Source organism: Pseudoalteromonas sp. C12FD-1 (assembly GCF_037414265.1).
GTDB lineage: Bacteria > Pseudomonadota > Gammaproteobacteria > Enterobacterales > Alteromonadaceae > Pseudoalteromonas.
Map to the genome: position 1 here is coordinate 164,627 of NZ_JBBEVD010000069.1, position 17,889 is coordinate 182,515.

The window sequence follows — 17,889 nt, forward strand, 5'->3', positions numbered from 1 at the left end:
TTTATGAAAACAATCTTAATTATGCGCCACGGCGAAGCGACACCGATGCAAGCTAATGACGCAGCAAGAAACCTAACACCGAAAGGCCATGCAGAAGCAGAAAAAATGGGCTTATGGCTACACAAACACTTTTCTGTAGATGCGTTATTGGTAAGTCCTTACTCGCGCGCACAGCAAACAGCTAAAGAAGTTGAAAAAAACAATGTATTTAAATTTAGTGAAACCTGTAGCGACATAATCCCCGAGGGGAAGCCACAAATAGCAGCTGATTATTTAGAAACACTTATTGCCATGCATCCTCAGTGCAATACGTGGTTGGTGGTCGCTCATATGCCCATAGTGAGTTATATAGTAGATCAGCTCAGCCCAGGTAATATGCCTATTTTTAATACCGCAGCGGTTGCTGTCATTCAGTATGATGAAACCTCGCAGCGCAGTGAATATGTAAATATTAACGCGCCTGCCAACATATAGAGAAAAGAGATAAAAATGAGTATAGAACGCCTTGAAACGGGTGCGCGTATGAGCCGTATAGTTAAACATAATGGAACCGTTTATTTATGCGGACAAGTATGCAGCGATGCAGAACAAAACATTACAGAGCAAACGCAAACGATGCTCGACAAAGTAGAGACACTACTTGAGCAGGCAGGGAGTTCTAAAAAGCATATGTTAAGCGCAACTATTTATGTTAAAAGCATGGAGTATTTTGCCGATATGAATGCGGTATGGGATGCATGGGTGCCAGAAGGTTATGCGCCGGCACGCGCCTGTGTTGAAGCTAAAATGGCGCGCGATGCGCTTTTGGTTGAAATTTCGGTAGTGGCCGCACTTAAATAAGCGCCTTTATAAAAGCACAGCCAGCCAAAACGAAAAGCTTACTACACTAAGTACCGTTGAAAGCACGACTGTACCAGCTAATGTAACTTGATGCGTATTTAACTGGCTTGCAATTAAATACGCATTAACGCCAACAGGCGAGGCGCTCAGTAATACCAGTACGTTACGAATTTGCGTATCTAGCTCAAACACCCACTTAGCTGCTACACACACAACCGCAGGCAAAATCAGTATTTTTAACAAGGAAGCGATAAGCGCTGGCTGCCAAGTTGCAGCCACCTTATAAAATACCAAATTAGCGCCTAACACAAATAAAGCACATGCAATAGCAGGGCTGGCGAGTAGCGCTAAGGCGTTGGCTAAATTTGTATATAATGTAATTCCCGACACATTTAAAAGCAATCCACAGCCAATACTCAATACAATAGGGTTAAAAATCATGTTTTTAGCAAATTTTGCCCACGAAAAATCATCCGCATTTCCTTTTGCACCTATTAAATAGGTTAATGCAAAAAGCAACGTGCTATGAAATGTGATGATCATAAAAGCGATAGCAATCATGTCTTTGCCAAGTGAAGCAATAACAATAGGTATACCCACTAACACCATATTTGAATAACTACCAGCAAGGCCAAACACACTATGCTGTTGATAATTTCCAGCACTTTCTTGTTTAGTTAAATAGTACCTATCGATAAGTATGCCCAAAGCAAATACTACTAATACGGGAATATAAAAGCTTAAAAATGCTTCGATACTAATACTTTGATGCAAATTTATTTGCGACATATTGAGCATTAAAAAAGCGGGTAAACTTACATAAAAAGTAAATTTACTTAAGCCGGCAATATGCTGCTGATTAAAAAATTTAAAATAACAACAGGTGTAGCCCAGTGCGACAATAAAAATTAAGGGAAAAATAATCGAAAAAATTTGCACGTATTCTTCCTTTAATTAGCGTCTAAACTCATCACTTTGTGGTAAATCAATTAAAATTAGCACGGCACCGCGTCCGCCGTATTCTAGCGGTGCTTGATGCATGGCTATTACATCGGGGTGTTGCACCAAATACTGCGGTACTTTGTGTTTTAAAACACGCTCGCCAATGCCGTGCACTATGCACGCGCAGTAATAATGCTGTCTTTTGCACTCGTGAATAAGCCCCGCGAGTTCATCTTTTGCACGTTCTTTATTTAGCCCGTGCAGGTCGAGAGTTAAATCGGGCGCAAAGTCGCCGCGTCGTAACTGTTTTGCTAAAAAAGAGTCGTGGCCATTTTGCACATAGTTAATGGTGCTATTTGTGTCTATATCGGGGATATATTCGTCAGAAAAGAAAAATTCAGACTCAACCTGTTTTTTTTGCTGGGCAAATTGCTTCGCTTGTGACACCTTAGGTTTTGTATCAAACCTATGGGTATCTTGTTTGAACACCTTAGCGCCTGTAATTGTTTGGCGAAAAAGGTCAATGTCGTCATTGCTTAGGGACGATTGTGATGAGATGTCTTTTTTCATAAATTTTACCTAAACAAAAAAACGTAAAAACGCAGCGCAAAAGGCGGTACAATATAAAAGTGAGGGGCAATTGTAATTTGCTCAGCACAGTTAGGCAATGCAATCGTCGCAAAGACTCAAAACAGTCAGTTAGCTAAAACAGGTAAAAAATATGAGTGATTTACAAATAGAAGAAGCAACACTAGATGAAGCTGTTGCAGAACTGTCAACGTTACATGACTGGTTACGCTGGACTACAAGCCAATTTGCAAGTAGTGGAATATTTTTTGGACATGGCACAGATAACGCGTGGGATGAAGCCGTTAGCTTATTACTTCCTGCACTAAGTTTACCTATTGATGCCCCTAAAGAGTTAATGCATGCGCGGTTAACAAGTACAGAAAAAAACCGCTTAGCAGGGTTAATCGCAGAACGTATAAACGACTGCACGCCGGTTCCTTATTTAACAAGCATTGCTTGGTTTGCCGGCATGCCATTTTATGTTGATGAGCGTGTGCTTATTCCGCGTTCGCCGTTTGCAGAACTTATTACTAATAAGTTTTCACCGTGGCTTGAGCAGCCGCAAAGCGTTAACCGTATTTTAGATTTATGCACAGGCTCTGCGTGTATTGCTATTGCACTTGCTCAGGCATTTGAAACTGCGCAAGTTGATGCGGTTGATATATCGTATGAAGCGCTTGAAGTAGCAGATATAAATATAAACGACTATATGCTAAGTGACCGCGTACTACCTATTCAGTCAGATGTATTTAGTGGAGTGCCAGGGCAAAAGTATGACCTAATAGTAGCCAACCCACCGTATGTTGATGCTGAGGACATGGCTGATTTACCACGAGAATTTCATCATGAGCCTGAGCTTGGTTTAGCGTCTGGGCATGATGGCTTAGACGTTACACGTACTATTTTAGAGCATGCGAGCAATCATCTAACTGATAACGGTTTGTTATTTGTAGAAGTTGGTAACTCTATGGTACATATGGATGCTTTGTATCCGGGCGCACCATTTGAGTGGGTTGAGTTTGAGCAAGGCGGCTTAGGTGTCTTTGTAATAAGCAAAGCGCAGCTTGATACGTATTTTGCAAAATAAATTTTAGGCCGAGCGCATGCTCGGCAACTTTTGTAGTCATTAGGAATGAGGAAAGTTAATGGCAGGTAATAGCATAGGGCAGTTGTTTAAAGTGTCCACCTTTGGTGAGAGCCACGGCGTTGCCCTAGGCGGTGTTGTAGATGGTACTCCCGCAGGCCTTGAGATCACAGAGGCTGACTTACAAATTGATTTAGACCGTCGTAAACCTGGGCAAAGCCGCTATACAACGCAGCGCCGAGAAGACGATCAAATAAAAATTCTTTCAGGCGTTTTTGAAGGCAAAACCACAGGCACCAGCATTGGTTTACTTATCGAAAATACCGATCAACGCTCAAAAGACTACGGTAAAATTAAAGATGTGTTTCGCCCAGGTCATGGCGATTACACTTACTGGCACAAATACGGTCTGCGCGATTATCGCGGCGGTGGTCGCTCTTCTGCGCGTGAAACCGCAATTCGTGTAGCGGCAGGCGCAATTGCTAAAAAATACTTAAAGCAGTTTCATGGTATAGAAGTAAAAGCATGCCTAAGCCAACTTGGGCCAATAAAAGCCGAAAGTTACGATTGGGATGAAGTTGAAAACAACTTATTCTTTTTTCCTGATGCAACTAAGCTAGAAGCACTTGATGAGTACATGAGAGACCTTAAAAAACAAGGCGACTCAGTGGGCGCAAAAGTAAAAGTGGTGGCTAGCAACGTACCGGTAGGATTAGGCGAGCCTGTATTTGATAGGCTAGATGCTGAGATTGCGCATTCACTAATGAGCATTAACGCCGTTAAAGGTGTAGAAATTGGCGATGGCTTTGATGTAGTAGAGCAAAAAGGCTCAGAGCATCGTGATGAGTTAACTCCAGATGGCTTTACTTCAAACCACGCGGGTGGCGTACTTGCTGGTATTTCTACAGGGCAAGATATTATTGCCTCTATTGCGCTTAAACCAACATCAAGTATTACTATTCCAGGTAAAAGCATTAATACTGAAAACGAAGCGGTAGAGATGATCACCAAAGGTCGTCACGATCCGTGCGTTGGTATTCGTGCAATCCCAATTGCTGAGGCAATGATGGCCATTACCTTAATGGATCACTTACTGCGCCAGCGCGGACAAAACCCACATGTTAACCACAAACATGGGCCAATTAAAGGCTCTGTTTAGCCATTAATACTTTAAAAAACGCGGACTACCGCGTTTTTTTATGCTTATAATTCGCTTTTAAGCCTTTCAGGGGGTGTTCAAGTTTGCGCTCTATACTGTTTTAAGGAGGATAGTAATCATGAACGATAATAAGCACAATAACACACACCTTAAAACCCAAGCTGCTATAGCAAGGCTAGAGCGCTTTAGTAAGCTTACAGACAGCAGTATTGGCATTCCTTTTACTAAATTTAACATAGGGCTAGAGGCGGTGATTGGTTTAATTCCCGTTATAGGTGATGCGGCAGGGCTCATTTTATCAAGCTATGTACTAGTAGAGGCGCAGCGTTTAGGTGTAAGTAAACGTATAAAAACGAAGATGATCATCAATATGCTGATTGACTTTGTAGGTGGCTTAGTTCCATTTTTTGGCGATATATTTGATGCATTTTTTAAAGCTAACACCCGCAATACCCGTTTATTAAAAAAACATTTAAATGCGCAGTTAGCTAATTGAGAGTAATAATACCACTCCTCAATAATACTTAATCATTTTTAGGGGCTAGACGTGTCACTATCTGCGTTAAAAACCCTCATTTAAAACAATTAAATAGCGAACTTTTTCTTTGCTATCAGCACGTTTTTCCATCATTAAAATAGATCACTTAATTATGCGGATTGGTATAATATTTTTTGAGAGGCTTTAAATTTAGCATTAAGAATAAAAAAACAAAGTGTTGTTGGTTGTTTAATCACCTAGTAAGGTAGAGAAGCCTATTCACTTTGGAATACACAAAATGCAATTATTTATCGGTAATAAAAATTATTCTAGCTGGTCATTACGCGCATGGTATTTAATGAGTAAATTTGATGTCCCGTTTGACGAAACCCAGCTTGTGCTCGACACCAGTGACTTTTACGACGAACTAAAACAACACTTTCACGTTCAAAAAGTGCCGGCGTTAATTGATGGTGATCTGCAAGTGTGGGACTCGCTCGCAATCTGCGAATATATTAACGATGCTTATTTATCTGGTGCAGCATGGCCAAAATACATTACCCAAAGAGCTAAAGCACGCGCGTTAAGCGCTGAAATGCATTCAGGCTTTATGGCACTTCGTAATGAAATGCCAATGAACATACGAGCAACCCGTAAAGTAACGCTCTCAAACGAAGCACTAAAAGACATCGCTCGCATAGACGAGATATTTGCACAGCAACAAGATGTGTTTCCCAATACATGGTTTTTTGGCGACTTTAGTATTGCCGATGCGATGTACGCTCCCATTGTACTGCGCTTAAAAACCTATCAAATTGCGCTATCAGAACAGGCGCAGCAATATTGTGATTTTGTAATGCGCTGCCCCGTATTGCAAACATGGATTACGCAAGCACTAACTGAAACAGATATAGTTGAGTGTGATGAGGCGGGGGTAGAGGTATAACTCACTCATCACTTTTACTTTAAAGGTAAAAGCCCGTACAATTCGTCTCGTTTTTAGTGCGCTAATTTTGCGCTGTAACCGAGACGAATTAATCAGTTTTTATGCATCATATTGCCGATCTTATATCTATTTTCGATAGTGTTTTTTATCAAAGCCATAACACTCGCTTAGTAAAAGGCGATGATGAGCCTGTTTATCTACCTGCCAATAATACCCATGGGTTTAATCAAATTGTATTTGCTCACGGCTTTTATGCCAGTGCCCTACATGAAATAGCGCATTGGTTAGTGGCTGGAAATAAACGCAGAGAGCTTGAAGATTATGGATACTGGTACTGCCCAGATGGGCGAGATAAACACCAACAAGCTGAATTTGAAAGCGTAGAAATAAAGCCACAAGCAATAGAGTGGCTGCTCAGCACTGCTGCTGGCTTTGATTTTAATGTGTCGGTAGATAATTTGAACGGCGAGCAAACTTGTCGGTTTGACTTTCAAGCGCGAGTACACCAGCAGGTATTAATATTATTAGAGCAGGGAGTTAACGCACGTACCCAAGCATTATTAAAAGCGTTAAGTGATTTTTATAAAACACCGTGGCCGTTAACCGCTCAGCAATTTAATTGGCATCACCCTCAGGAGTTACAAAATGCAGTTTAAGTTAGGCTTAATTATTAACCCTGTTGCAGGACTTGGTGGCAGTGTTGCTTTAAAAGGCAGTGATGGCGAAAACACGGCTGCAAAGGCAATTGAGCTGGGTGCGCAAGCCAAAGCTAACAGCCGCACACAGGCAGCCCTAGAAGTGCTTGTACCCTATAAAGAGCAGTTAACAATTTATACTGTAAATGGCGATATGGGCGAAAAAACAGCACGCGCATTAGGCTTTAATGTTGAAGTAATTTATACCGCTAGTGAAGTTACAAGTAGCGATGATACAGAGGCTAGCGCTAAATTACTTAAAAATTTAGGCGTCGATTTAGTGCTGTTTGCTGGTGGCGATGGTACAGCGCGCAATATTTGTCATGCCATAGAAGATACTATACCAGTGCTGGGTATACCTGCTGGCTGTAAAATTCACTCTGGCGTGTATGCAATTACCCCTAAAGCAGCTGGCCGCGTAGTCGAAATGCTAGTAAAAGGCGAGCTAGTGACACTTGCAGATGCCGATGTCATGGATATTGACGAAGAGGCGTTTAGACAAGGCACCGTAAAAGCTAAGCGCTACGGCGAAATGCAAATACCAAGCGAAGTACGTTATGTACAAGCCGTTAAAAATGGCGGCAAAGAAACAGATGAACTTGTGCTTGCCGATATTGCAGCGCATGTGGTGAGTGAAATGGATGAAGACACTTATTACATTATGGGTAGTGGCTCAACTGTTGAAGCCATAATGCAAGAAATGGGGCTGGATAATACTTTATTGGGCGTAGATTTAATTAAAGATCAAATCTTAGTTGCGCAAGATTTAACTGCCAAGCAGTTGCTTGATAGTACGCATGGGCATGTGACTAAATTAGTTATTACATTAATAGGCGGGCAAGGCCATATTTTTGGTCGAGGGAATCAGCAGCTAAGCCCTGAGCTTATTCGTGCTATTGGTAAAGACAATATTATCGTAGTGGCAACTAAAACCAAATTACACGCGTTGAACGGGCGTCCGCTTATTTGTGACACTGGCGACAGCGCTTTAGATGATGAATTAACAGGTTACATTAAAGTAACCACCGGCTATAACGACCATATTATGTATGCTGTCGGTTATGAAAACCAGGAGAAGTAACACAATGAGTTTAGTGAATTATATTGATGCTGCGCAGCAATACTTTGATGATTTAGTAATTAAAGCAACAGATGATGAGCTGTTCGCTGGTGGTTATTTGCGCGGACATTACGACCTTGCAGTAGGCTATGCAGAAGTAGAAGAGCTAACAATCTCTATTGACGAACTCAACGAAACCGTGGAGCAAAGCTTAGTAAAAGCATACCGCAATGGCGAGCTAAACGAAGAAGATAAAACCTTGGTTGTTAGGCTTTGGGAAGAAGTGAAAGCCCTCGCTTAACGGATGCTTAGTTCACAATTACAAAAAACGCGGCAACGATAATGAAGCCGCGTTTTTTTATGCTTTATTTGTGCCCATAATAGATTAATTAGTTAATTTACTGTTACTCATTAATGGTATATTGTTACTAAAACCTATTTGGGAGCTATAAATGAACAATAATAATCAAGCAGCGGTACCTACAGGGTTAATCGCACGTTTTTTAAATTTTGTGGAGCGGGTTGGTAACAAACTACCCGATCCGGCGATTATTTTCTTATTCGCTATGTTACTTATTTGGTTGTGCTCGTGGTTATTATCTGGCGTAAGTTTTGATGCGTTAGACCCACGTACAGGTCAAGCCATTGTTGTGAATAACCTGCTAGAGGGCGACTCACTCGCCTCGTTTTTATCTTCCATGGTAAAAACCTTTACGGGCTTTGCACCGCTGGGCGTGGTACTGGTTGCCATGTTAGGTGTGGGGGTGGCTGAACACTCGGGTTATATCAATACGGGCCTTAAGTTAATGCTTAAAGTGACTCCCAAGCAACTGTTAACCCCTTCAGTGATTTTAGTGGCTATTGTAAGCCATACTGCAACCGATGCAGGCTACGTATTGGTGATCCCACTAGCAGGTGTTATTTTCTTTGCCGCAGGGCGACACCCATTAGCGGGCATTGCAGCAGCGTTTGCAGGTGTGAGCGGTGGATTTGGCGCTAACTTTATTCCATCAGGGATAGACCCATTACTACAAAGCTTTACCCAAAGTGCAGCGCAAATTATTAACCCCGATATGTCGATTAACCCCCTCAATAACTGGGCATTCACTTCTGCTTCGAGTTTATTTATTGTTTTATTAGGCTGGTATATTACTGACAAAATAATTGAGCCACGATTAAAAAACACACCGCTTAATGAAGATACCCAAAATTTACCAGCCTTCGATGAAGCTAAAAGTGATGAAAAACGCGCCTTTTTTATAGCCAGTAGCGTAATGGTTGTAGGGCTTGCTTTACTTGCATTTGTATCCGCTCCTGCCGATTCAGCAATGCGCAGTGCCGATGGCTCACTGACTAATTTTAGATCGCCCCTTATGCAATCTATTGTGCCTTTAATCTTTTTATTATTTTGGATACCCGGTGCCGTGTATGGTTTTACCGTTGGAACCTTTAAAACCTCAAAAGATATGATAGATGCGATGAGCACCGCAATGAGTGGCATGGCTTATTACATTGTAATGGCGTTCTTTTGTGCGTTATTTATTGCGGCGTTTTCTAAGTCTAACTTAGGGGCGTTAATGGCCATTGAAGGAGCGCAGCTTTTAAAAGCAATGGAGTTGCCAAGCGCTGTAACTGTTGTGGGTATTATATTTTTGACCGGCTTTGTAAACTTGTTCGTTGGCTCAAGTTCAGCAAAATGGGCATTACTGGGGCCCATTTTTGTGCCCATGTTAATGCAACTAGGTATATCACCCGATTTAACCCAAGCGGCTTATAGAATCGGAGACTCTAGCTCAAATATAATTACCCCACTCATGCCGTATTTCCCATTGGTTGTGGTGTACTGCCAAAAGTACGTAAAAGATACCGGTATAGGCACGCTTATCGCACTTATGATCCCCTACTCAATCGCGTTCATGATTGGCTGGAGTATTTTCTTGCTAGGGTATTGGGCACTCGGTATTCCGTTAGGGTTAGATGCGAGTTACGTTTATCCAACGTTACCTTAATTTAAAACTTAATTTATGAACCTCACTCACTTGAGTGAGGTTTTTAATATAAAAATTCAGCAATGTAAAAAGCAGTGTTAATTACCTTTCTAATTCTCTCACTATATAGCCGAATAAACTTGCCTCACCAACAATATACACGTAATCGTTTTTGTTATTCATTATTGTAGGCTTATCGTCGTACCATCTAAAGTCGTGCGTTTTGTTAGTAGTAGGGTCTTTAAAGTATAAGCGAGTACAACTATCTTCATACTCAGTGCCACACTCTTGTACATCAGTGAGGATATATTCCTTATACCAATAGTCACCTTGCGTGTAGTAAGCCCATAACTCAATGGGGGCAGAGAGTAAAAAATAGAAAGTTGCATAGATTAGAAAAGGGAGTATTAAATACGTGAAGATTAATGATAACTTCATTTTTGTATCTGAAAAGCTACCTTTAAGATGCTCCCTGTATTTACTGCAACGTCTATATTTTTTGATTAGAAGTACATGGAGGTAGATAAATAATGCCCCGCAAAAAATAGGAAGCGCTATATAAAAAATAGCCTCATAAATTTTATTTTCAATAAATGGTGGATCGGTAAAATCCATTAGTATAAGCGTGGCAATATTCAGAATTGGGAAGCCAATTATTGCTGCAAAGAGCAAGTTGTCATAATATTTTTTCAATGTAAATTCGTCCGTGAATTATAGTTTTTTCTTAGTTTACAGAATTTTTATTTTTTACTAAAGCAGTGGCTTTAAAACAAAAAAACCTTGGCACTTTCGTGGCAAGGTTTTTTACAACGTAAGCTATAAAGCTTAGTTAGATGTGAAGCTCACAGGGCGACGTTCTTTACGAGGACCGCCACGCTTATCACCGCGTTGGTTGTCTTTGTTAAAGTTGCGCTTTCTGTCGCCACTTGGACGCTCAGCGCGCTCACCACGTGGCTCAGCTGGGCCTTGATCTTTTGTTAGTGTCATACCCATTGGGCGTTTACAAATAAACACTTTTTGGAAGTGATCAAGTACATCTTTAGGCATGTTTTGCGGCAATTGTACCGTACTGTGACTGTCGTGTAGACGAATGTCACCAATAAACTTGCTTGAGATATCAGCTTCGTTAGCAATTGCGCCAACAATGTTCTTAACCTGTACACCGTGCTCACGACCTACTTCGATACGGTAAGTATCCATAGGGCCTGCATCGCGGCTATTACGCTCGCGAGGTTTACGCTCAGGGCGGTCACCACGGCGACCACGATCATTACGATCGCCACGCTCGTTACGTGAATTACGCTCGTTACGAGGTTGAACCTTAACTTCTTCAACTTTAATTGGTGATTGTTGCTGTGCTAAACACAGTAATGCACCTGCTAAGTCTTCTAAAGATAAGTCTAGTTTTTGCGCCATGCTAGCAGCCACTTCATTGAAGAACGTAATGTCTTTGTTTTCAAGAGCAAGCGTAAGCTTTTCTTTTAACGCATTAATACGTTTTTCTTCAACTACTTTAGCTGTAGGTAGCTCAACTTGTGCAATTTCAGACTTAGTATGGCGAATAATATTTTTAAGCAAGTAACGTTCGTTATGCTTAACAAATAAAATTGCTTTACCAGTACGCCCAGCACGACCTGTACGGCCAATACGGTGAACGTAGGCTTCTGAGTCTTGCGGAATGTCGTAGTTGATAACTAAGCTTAAACGGTCTACATCAAGACCACGCGCTGCTACGTCTGTAGCGATCACGATATTGATCATCCCGCTTTTCAAACGGTCAACCGTGCGCTCACGTGCTTGCTGGTTCATGTCGCCATTAAGTGGCGCAGCAGAGAAACCTTCACGCTCTAGTAACTCAGCAAGTTGCACTGTGTCGTTACGTGTACGTACGAAAACAATAGCACCTTCGTATTGCTCTGCTTCTAAAAAGCGAACAATAGCTTTGTTTTTGTGTACGTGTGCGTTCCAAAACACTTGCTCAACAGATGATACGGTTGAGTTACGCGCAGAAATATGAACCTGTTCAGGGTTATTCATATATTTGCTGCTAATGTTTTGAATTTGCTTAGGCATGGTCGCAGAGAAAAGACATGTTTGCTTTTCGCGCGGTGTTTTTTCCATGATGTTTTCAACATCATCGATAAAGCCCATACGTAACATTTCATCGGCTTCATCAAGTACAAGTGCTTGTAAAGCATCAAACTTGATAGTGCCACGGTTAATGTGATCGATTAGTCGACCCGGAGTAGCAACAATAATTTGTGCGCCACGACGAAGTGCGCTTAATTGAATGCTGTAGCTTTGGCCACCGTAAAGTGCTAATACTTCAACACCACGAGTACCTTTTGCATATTGTTCAAATGCCTCAGCAACTTGGATCGCAAGCTCACGTGTAGGTGTGAGTACAAGGATCTGTGGCTGTTTCACAGACGGGTCAATATTGTTTAGTAACGGCAGTGCAAATGCTGCAGTTTTACCTGTACCCGTTTGTGCTAGTCCCAGTACGTCCTTTCTTTCTAGCAATAACGGTATACATTGAGCTTGGATTTCAGATGGTGTCTTGTAACCCAACTCTTCAACTGCCTTTAAAATTGCAGGAGAAAGATTTAGAGATTCAAACGTGACTGGTTCTGACATTAATACGCCTCAACGAATTTAAAGAGGCGCGCATTGTATAGGAAATACGAGGCAATTGCTTGTATAAATTACAACTAATTTGTATGTGATTGATGTTGGTCGAAATTTAACCAGTTTAAATTTTTGATTTTTTAAACTGGTTAACAAGCTATATACAATGCGTTATTTATATAGGCCTAGGTTTTCTTTTGCGTAGGCTTCAAATTCAGTAAATCCACCAATGTGAGTTTGATCTACAAAAATTTGTGGCACAGTTGGGCATGGTTTTCCTGCAGACTTTTCTAAATCCGCTTTGCTAATGCCTTCTTTGATAATATCAATGTAACGAAATTTAAAATCATCACGCTCATTTGATAGTTGCTCGGCAACGTCTTTAGCACGTACACAAAATGGACAGCCTTCGCGGCCAAAAATTACTGTAAGCATAATACTCTCCTCAATTTAGTTGGGTTCATATTAAACGATTAATTAATAATTTAAAGCGCAAAAAATCGATTGGTGAATTCTGTTTTTATGTAATGTAGTTAATTATTCATTTGCCATGCATTTTGAATTGCAATTTGCAAAAGCTTAGTTATCCACACGAATTATAATTCTTAAATCTAATGAATTCATCGTATTAGTAAGGCCGCTGCAAGTGGCATGTAAATTGATATTTAATGACAGAGCCATTTTACTAGGAACGATGATGAATAATAACAGCCATGTTTTAGAAATTATTCAAGGGGTAATAGCACGCTTTTGCAAAGCAGACAACACAGAAGCGGCAATTACACTCATCAACAAATTACAGTGTAATTATATTTGCTTACAAGTGTCTCCTGAGCAAATGATTACTCAATGTGAAGCGTTTATCTTGCCTTCGCTAAAAGCCGCTAAAAGCCATTTTGTGCTAACAGTAGAGGCCAACTTACAGGGTATTAATTTAAATTACTGGGTAGATTCGAATCCTGAAATGCACACCATTGATATACACGGATTACTTGCAACCCGAGAGCCAATTTCATCTGTAGATGCAAGTAAAGAGTTTATTTGCGCAGCAAATAGTAAAGACGACTTAGAGCAAAGCATTTATTACCTAGTTAATTTAAGTGCGCAAAACTATGGGTTAAAACTCGCCGATAGCAACAACAATGCTTTAAAAATTGAAGATGCGCGTCACCTATCTACTGATCAACTAGCATGTAACTTTTTAAATAATGGGGCGTCTGGGAGTATAAAAGTTTGCGCATTTGATGCGCTCAGTGAGCTACAAAGCCAACAGACTATTGCTCAGCCTGTATTGGCGTGGCCGTTCTTTGATACCGATTTAGTGAATGCAGTTAATAATTTAAATACCTACAGCAAATTATCTGTATTGGTTGCTGATGACAGCTTGCCAAGCCAAGTTGCGACCAAAGTCATGCTTGAAATGCTTGGCTGCGCAGTAACCTGTGCAGAAAATGGCTCAAGTGCCTTACTTATTGCCCAGCAAGAGCCTTTCGATTTACTGCTGTTAGATGAGCGTATGCCGGGTATGTTTGGTAGCGATGTGGCTCAGCAGCTCATTAAACAAAACACCCCAAACGATAACACGCCAAAAGTTATTTTAACGGGCATTACTGAGGAGCAGCAAATTGCTCAGCTGTTTGAAAAAGGGGTGACACACTATCTTCAAAAACCGGTAACAAAAGCTGTGTTAGAAGAATTTATTAAACCTTGGCAAGCTGCCTAAAGGCTCGTTTAGGAGGACGTTATGAACGATTTATCAAAAACAGCCTTGCTGCTCATTGGTTTTCAAAATGATTATTTTTCGCCAGATGGCATTTTATACCAAGTGGTTGAAGAGTCATCAAGAGTAACCGGTGTGGTAAATAATACGTTAGCGCTGCTCGACAAATACATAGATAAATTTGCATTAGTGCTAAGTACGCCTATTCACTTTACCCAAGATTATAGTGAGCTTAAAAATCCTATTGGTATTTTAAAAGTGATTGCTGAAGTAGGGGCTTTTAAAGCCGGCTCTTATGGTGCTCAAGGCATTAAAGAGTTTGATAAATATGGCAAACGTATTATGCAAATACCTGGTAAGCGAGGGCTAAATGCGTTTACTCATACAGAGCTTGCAAATGTGCTTAATGAAAATGGTATAACCGACATTGTTTTAGCAGGTACGGTGACCTCTATTTGTATCGACTCTACTGCGCGCTCTGCTGTAGAGCTTGGCTTTAATGTGACGGTACTTAATGACTGTACATCAAGCAGAACGCCATTTGAGCAATCATTTTATTGTGAAGAGGTTTTTCCGCTTTATGCCAAGGTGTGCAGCCATACAGAATTAGTAAATGAATGAGGCGCATATGGAAGAAAAAGACGAGCTACAAGTACAAGTTCATTATGCCCTAATAGAGCAGCTTTCAGCGAATACGCGCAGACAAACTAAATTACTTGCGCTACTGGATGAGTGTGTATTTGAATGTGATAAGCACTTAGTCATTAGTTACGTGAACGAAGCATGGCTGAATAAGTTGGGTTTTTCGCCGGCTATGCTTATAGGAAAAAAAATTACATCACTGCTAGAGACCAAAGACACGTTAAATCTGCTGGCATATATTGAGTCTATTTTTGAAGGGGTATTTAGCGCCAGTATAGAGCTACAAGTTAAAAATAATGATGGGTTCACGAACTGGTTTGAAATGCGTTTAGCCTGTGACGATAACGGCGGATTTATTGGCTCGTTACACGACATTCAACGACATAAAGACTACCAATACTTACTCACTCAGCAGCAAGAGTACGCAAAGCGACTTTCTTTGGTGGCAAGTCACACGAATAATTTAGTTATAATTACCGATCGATTTGGCAAAATAGAATGGGTTAATAAAAGCTTTGAGGCGCTTACCAACTACACATGCGATGAAGTTATCGGGCTTACTCCAGGTAAGCTATTACAAGGGCCTAAAACCAGCCTAGAGTCGCGCCAGCTAATGGCTAAAGCGATTACAAATGGCGAACCTTTTCAAATAGAAACCGTTAATTATGATAAAAATAAAAACGAATATTGGGTTGCTATTGATGCCACTCCCGTAAAAGATGATGACGGTAACGTTCAGCATTTTATAGCCATAGAAACTAACATTACTCAGCGTGTAAAAGCTGAGCAAGCCATGGCTGAAATAGAATATAATTACCACTCTGTGGTCGATAATATCCCTGATATTGTATTAAGGTTGGATGCGCAGGGTGGGTTATTATTTATGAATAGAGCCTGGCAAGATTTTTTCCAAACAGATATAAATAAACACCTTGGCTTACCCATTGCTAATTTTGTAATGGGCAAAGATGTAGAAAAGCTAAACACAGCACTTGATGGTTACAGTAAAGGCAACCGAGAAGTTAAACGTTTAGATATTAGGTTAACCAATGCACTTAACGAGCCAAATTGGGTTGAAATGACCCTCACACCCATTACCTCATTTAATGGCACGCACCTTACATCTATAGCGGCGACCGTGGTTGATATTCAAGAGCGTGTGGTAGCTGAGCAAATACTCTTAGATGCTAAGCACCAGGCTGAATCTTTGGCAGAGTCTAAAAGTCGTTTTATGGCCAATATAAGCCATGAAATACGCACACCTTTGAATGCGGTGATTGGCTGTGCAGATATCTTGCATGACACAGGGCTCACAACAGAGCAAAAACGTTACACTCAAATGATTAAAACAAGTTCAGATGCATTACTGAGTATTTTAGATGATGTGCTGACCTACTCACGCTTTGAAGCACAAGCAATCACAATAGATAATCAACCATTTAGCCTCGATATTTGCTTAGAAGAGGCGATAGATATTGTAAGTGAAAGTGCCGTGCAAAAAGGTCTCGAACTGATTTTTGACCTGCACCCTGATGTGCCAGTGCAGGTGATGGGCGATCATGGTCGTATAAGGCAAATTGCAATAAATTTACTCTCAAATGCCATTAAGTTTACTCAAAAGGGATTACTCATAGTGACAGCACAGTGTGTTGAGTTTGAAAATAACAAATTTACGTTGCAGCTTAGCTTTAAAGATACAGGAATAGGGATTGCGCAAAACAAGCTCGAGAGTATGTTTAAGCCGTTTATTCAATCAGATAACTCTATTACTCGGGAATATGGCGGCAGTGGCTTAGGCTTAGCCATATGTAAGCAAATATGTGATGCTGCAGGAGGCAGTATTACTGTTAACTCGCAATTTGGTAAAGGAAGTGAGTTTATTGTTAATTACCCTTTATTAATAGATACAAGCGAGCAGGTGCAAAGAGAAGGCTTTTCTGCCAGAACCAAAAAGCCCTATGTGTGTGTGATAAGTAAAAGCTTGCCGTTAAACACGGCAATAGAGCATATGCTCACTCGCCATTCGATAGATTTTATACGCCTTGATAACATAGCAAAGCTAGATAGTATCGATACGCCCGACGCTATTGTTACCACTAACGAAGCCGATTTAGATGCAGCGCAACAATTTTTAAAAAGTTACAAGAGTCTAAATAAACCGTGTTTATTACTCATAGACTTACTGGGTAAAAACCAAAAAACAGAGGCGTCGAGCTCTGGCATGCTGAGGTTTAATGGGCCTTTTAAACCTTCTCATTTACCCAGAGCGATTGCGGCGCTTGAGGAAGCGCTTTTTCATCTTGATATTATTTTTACTAATAAAAAAGAAACCACACTAAACACAGCCACAATTAATGCTCAGCCATTTAAAGGTACGCATGTGCTTGTGGTTGAAGACAATAAAAATAACCAAATTGTAATTCAGCAATTTTTAGAGCAGCAAGGGTGCTTAGTTAAAATAGCTAGTAATGGGCAAGAGGCGATTGAAAAAGTTAAAACGCAAACAATAGATTTAATATTTATGGATATTCAAATGCCAATTTTAGACGGTATTTCTGCCACTAAAAAAATCAGAGAGTTAGCTATTGTCACCCCTATTATAGCGCTGACAGCGAATGCGATTCATGGCGATAAAGAGCGTTTTATTAAAGCAGGAATGAATGATTATTTAGCTAAACCAATTATTAGCGAAAAACTCAATTTGCTCTTAAATCAATACCTACCAAAACTTAATGACGCTAAACACTCTAAGTTAGAGCGCATTAACGAAGTTTGGTCGTTGTTAAAGTAACAAGCAATGCAACCGTACTTTTAGGTTAATAGTTACAGATGGCTTTGAAGTATTTACGATTAAAGTTTTAGTTGTTAAGTAAATAAACATAAATAGTGGGTTTAGCAAAATTTTAACCTAAAAAGGTTAAAATTGACTGTTTTCTCAAAAAAGCGGTGGCGATTGAGTAATGCGAAGTAAATTACTTTTACAACCCTAAAAAGCCTTAACGCATTAACCCAAATATTAAATAACGCTTAAATACTAATCCTTTTTAATTGATTGGGTTGAGCAGGTTGGTTCTTAATGGTTATTTTTAAATTGGTTTGCATTTTGCAAATCAAAATGAAATTGAATCTCATAATGC

Annotated in this window: 18 protein-coding genes; 13 read left to right on the top strand and 5 right to left on the bottom strand. The window is 40.4% G+C overall.

Features of this window, described 5'->3' with window-relative positions:
- Positions 1–3 precede the first annotated feature (3 nt).
- Positions 4–474 (top strand): phosphohistidine phosphatase SixA, encoded by a 471-nt coding sequence (gene sixA / locus WDB87_RS10745; RefSeq protein WP_004587298.1) that lies wholly within the window; start codon positions 4–6, stop codon positions 472–474.
- A gap of 15 nt (positions 475–489) precedes the next feature.
- Positions 490–840 (top strand): RidA family protein, encoded by a 351-nt coding sequence (locus WDB87_RS10750; RefSeq protein ID WP_286246527.1) that lies wholly within the window; start codon positions 490–492, stop codon positions 838–840.
- Positions 841–846: 6 nt separating this feature from the next.
- Here WDB87_RS10750 and WDB87_RS10755 read toward each other — a convergent pair whose 3' ends face one another.
- Together WDB87_RS10755 and smrB are read right to left on the bottom strand one after the other, a co-directional pair.
- Complete coding sequence (locus WDB87_RS10755) at positions 847–1,779, bottom strand: AEC family transporter (protein WP_337849865.1); 933 nt, start codon at positions 1,777–1,779, stop codon at positions 847–849.
- 15 nt (positions 1,780–1,794) lie between these two features.
- On the bottom strand, positions 1,795–2,352 hold the full coding sequence (gene smrB, locus WDB87_RS10760) for an endonuclease SmrB (RefSeq protein ID WP_286246529.1): 558 nt from the start codon (positions 2,350–2,352) through the stop codon (positions 1,795–1,797).
- Positions 2,353–2,503: 151 nt separating this feature from the next.
- On the opposite strand from smrB, the gene prmB reads away from it, so the two are divergent.
- From prmB to WDB87_RS10800, 8 genes are all read left to right on the top strand, one after another.
- Positions 2,504–3,439, top strand: a complete 936-nt coding sequence (prmB, locus tag WDB87_RS10765) for a 50S ribosomal protein L3 N(5)-glutamine methyltransferase (protein WP_286246530.1) — start codon at positions 2,504–2,506, stop codon at positions 3,437–3,439.
- Between the two features lie 58 nt (positions 3,440–3,497).
- A complete protein-coding gene (gene aroC, locus WDB87_RS10770; protein WP_286246531.1) occupies positions 3,498–4,595 on the top strand; it encodes a chorismate synthase in 1,098 nt (365 codons plus the stop codon).
- Between the two features lie 118 nt (positions 4,596–4,713).
- Entirely contained in the window at positions 4,714–5,091 is a 378-nt protein-coding gene (locus WDB87_RS10775) for a DUF4112 domain-containing protein (protein WP_337849866.1), read from the top strand.
- Between the two features lie 280 nt (positions 5,092–5,371).
- Complete coding sequence (locus tag WDB87_RS10780) at positions 5,372–6,019, top strand: glutathione S-transferase family protein (protein ID WP_337849867.1); 648 nt, start codon at positions 5,372–5,374, stop codon at positions 6,017–6,019.
- Positions 6,020–6,120: 101 nt separating this feature from the next.
- Positions 6,121–6,675 (top strand): elongation factor P hydroxylase, encoded by a 555-nt coding sequence (locus WDB87_RS10785; protein WP_286246534.1) that lies wholly within the window; start codon positions 6,121–6,123, stop codon positions 6,673–6,675.
- The gene (locus WDB87_RS10790) at positions 6,665–7,795 is read left to right on the top strand and encodes an ATP-NAD kinase family protein (RefSeq protein ID WP_337849868.1); all 1,131 of its coding nucleotides are present in this window, start codon (positions 6,665–6,667) and stop codon (positions 7,793–7,795) included. The genes WDB87_RS10785 and WDB87_RS10790 overlap by 11 nt, the downstream gene beginning before the upstream one ends.
- A 4-nt stretch (positions 7,796–7,799) precedes the next feature.
- Entirely contained in the window at positions 7,800–8,075 is a 276-nt protein-coding gene (locus tag WDB87_RS10795; RefSeq protein ID WP_004587288.1) for a YfcL family protein, read from the top strand.
- Positions 8,076–8,226: 151 nt separating this feature from the next.
- Positions 8,227–9,783: an AbgT family transporter gene (locus WDB87_RS10800; protein ID WP_337849869.1), complete on the top strand. Its 1,557-nt coding sequence runs from the start codon at positions 8,227–8,229 to the stop codon at positions 9,781–9,783.
- Between the two features lie 81 nt (positions 9,784–9,864).
- On the opposite strand, the gene WDB87_RS10805 is transcribed toward WDB87_RS10800, so the two are convergent.
- From WDB87_RS10805 to WDB87_RS10815, 3 genes are all read right to left on the bottom strand, one after another.
- Positions 9,865–10,200: a hypothetical protein gene (locus tag WDB87_RS10805; RefSeq protein WP_337849870.1), complete on the bottom strand. Its 336-nt coding sequence runs from the start codon at positions 10,198–10,200 to the stop codon at positions 9,865–9,867.
- Positions 10,201–10,587: 387 nt separating this feature from the next.
- Entirely contained in the window at positions 10,588–12,399 is a 1,812-nt protein-coding gene (locus WDB87_RS10810; RefSeq protein WP_286246538.1) for a DEAD/DEAH box helicase, read from the bottom strand.
- Positions 12,400–12,561: 162 nt separating this feature from the next.
- The gene (locus WDB87_RS10815; RefSeq protein WP_004587283.1) at positions 12,562–12,825 is read right to left on the bottom strand and encodes a GrxA family glutaredoxin; all 264 of its coding nucleotides are present in this window, start codon (positions 12,823–12,825) and stop codon (positions 12,562–12,564) included.
- 259 nt (positions 12,826–13,084) lie between these two features.
- Between WDB87_RS10815 and WDB87_RS10820 the strand changes: the two genes are divergently transcribed.
- Genes WDB87_RS10820 through WDB87_RS10830 form a run of 3 tightly spaced genes read left to right on the top strand, consistent with a single transcriptional unit; the run spans position 13,085 to position 17,543 of the window.
- Positions 13,085–14,113, top strand: coding sequence for a response regulator (locus tag WDB87_RS10820; protein ID WP_337849871.1), 1,029 nt, complete (start codon positions 13,085–13,087; stop codon positions 14,111–14,113).
- Positions 14,114–14,134: 21 nt separating this feature from the next.
- Positions 14,135–14,731 (top strand): cysteine hydrolase family protein, encoded by a 597-nt coding sequence (locus WDB87_RS10825; RefSeq protein ID WP_286246540.1) that lies wholly within the window; start codon positions 14,135–14,137, stop codon positions 14,729–14,731.
- Complete coding sequence (locus tag WDB87_RS10830) at positions 14,724–17,543, top strand: PAS domain-containing protein (RefSeq protein ID WP_337849872.1); 2,820 nt, start codon at positions 14,724–14,726, stop codon at positions 17,541–17,543. The genes WDB87_RS10825 and WDB87_RS10830 overlap by 8 nt, the downstream gene beginning before the upstream one ends.
- Positions 17,544–17,889: the final 346 nt, after the last annotated feature.

Bases quoted from the DNA above. Each gene is read 5' to 3' on its own strand.
- sixA (WP_004587298.1), top strand. From the start codon at position 4: ATGAAAACAATCTTAATTATGCGCCACGGCGAAGCGACACCGATGCAA.
- WDB87_RS10750 (WP_286246527.1), top strand. From the start codon at position 490: ATGAGTATAGAACGCCTTGAAACGGGTGCGCGTATGAGCCGTATAGTT.
- smrB (WP_286246529.1), bottom strand. From the start codon at position 2,352: ATGAAAAAAGACATCTCATCACAATCGTCCCTAAGCAATGACGACATT.
- prmB (WP_286246530.1), top strand. From the start codon at position 2,504: ATGAGTGATTTACAAATAGAAGAAGCAACACTAGATGAAGCTGTTGCA.
- aroC (WP_286246531.1), top strand. From the start codon at position 3,498: ATGGCAGGTAATAGCATAGGGCAGTTGTTTAAAGTGTCCACCTTTGGT.
- WDB87_RS10775 (WP_337849866.1), top strand. From the start codon at position 4,714: ATGAACGATAATAAGCACAATAACACACACCTTAAAACCCAAGCTGCT.
- WDB87_RS10780 (WP_337849867.1), top strand. From the start codon at position 5,372: ATGCAATTATTTATCGGTAATAAAAATTATTCTAGCTGGTCATTACGC.
- WDB87_RS10785 (WP_286246534.1), top strand. From the start codon at position 6,121: ATGCATCATATTGCCGATCTTATATCTATTTTCGATAGTGTTTTTTAT.
- WDB87_RS10790 (WP_337849868.1), top strand. From the start codon at position 6,665: ATGCAGTTTAAGTTAGGCTTAATTATTAACCCTGTTGCAGGACTTGGT.
- WDB87_RS10795 (WP_004587288.1), top strand. From the start codon at position 7,800: ATGAGTTTAGTGAATTATATTGATGCTGCGCAGCAATACTTTGATGAT.
- WDB87_RS10800 (WP_337849869.1), top strand. From the start codon at position 8,227: ATGAACAATAATAATCAAGCAGCGGTACCTACAGGGTTAATCGCACGT.
- WDB87_RS10805 (WP_337849870.1), bottom strand. From the start codon at position 10,200: ATGAAGTTATCATTAATCTTCACGTATTTAATACTCCCTTTTCTAATC.
- WDB87_RS10810 (WP_286246538.1), bottom strand. From the start codon at position 12,399: ATGTCAGAACCAGTCACGTTTGAATCTCTAAATCTTTCTCCTGCAATT.
- WDB87_RS10815 (WP_004587283.1), bottom strand. From the start codon at position 12,825: ATGCTTACAGTAATTTTTGGCCGCGAAGGCTGTCCATTTTGTGTACGT.
- WDB87_RS10820 (WP_337849871.1), top strand. From the start codon at position 13,085: ATGATGAATAATAACAGCCATGTTTTAGAAATTATTCAAGGGGTAATA.
- WDB87_RS10825 (WP_286246540.1), top strand. From the start codon at position 14,135: ATGAACGATTTATCAAAAACAGCCTTGCTGCTCATTGGTTTTCAAAAT.
- WDB87_RS10830 (WP_337849872.1), top strand. From the start codon at position 14,724: ATGAATGAGGCGCATATGGAAGAAAAAGACGAGCTACAAGTACAAGTT.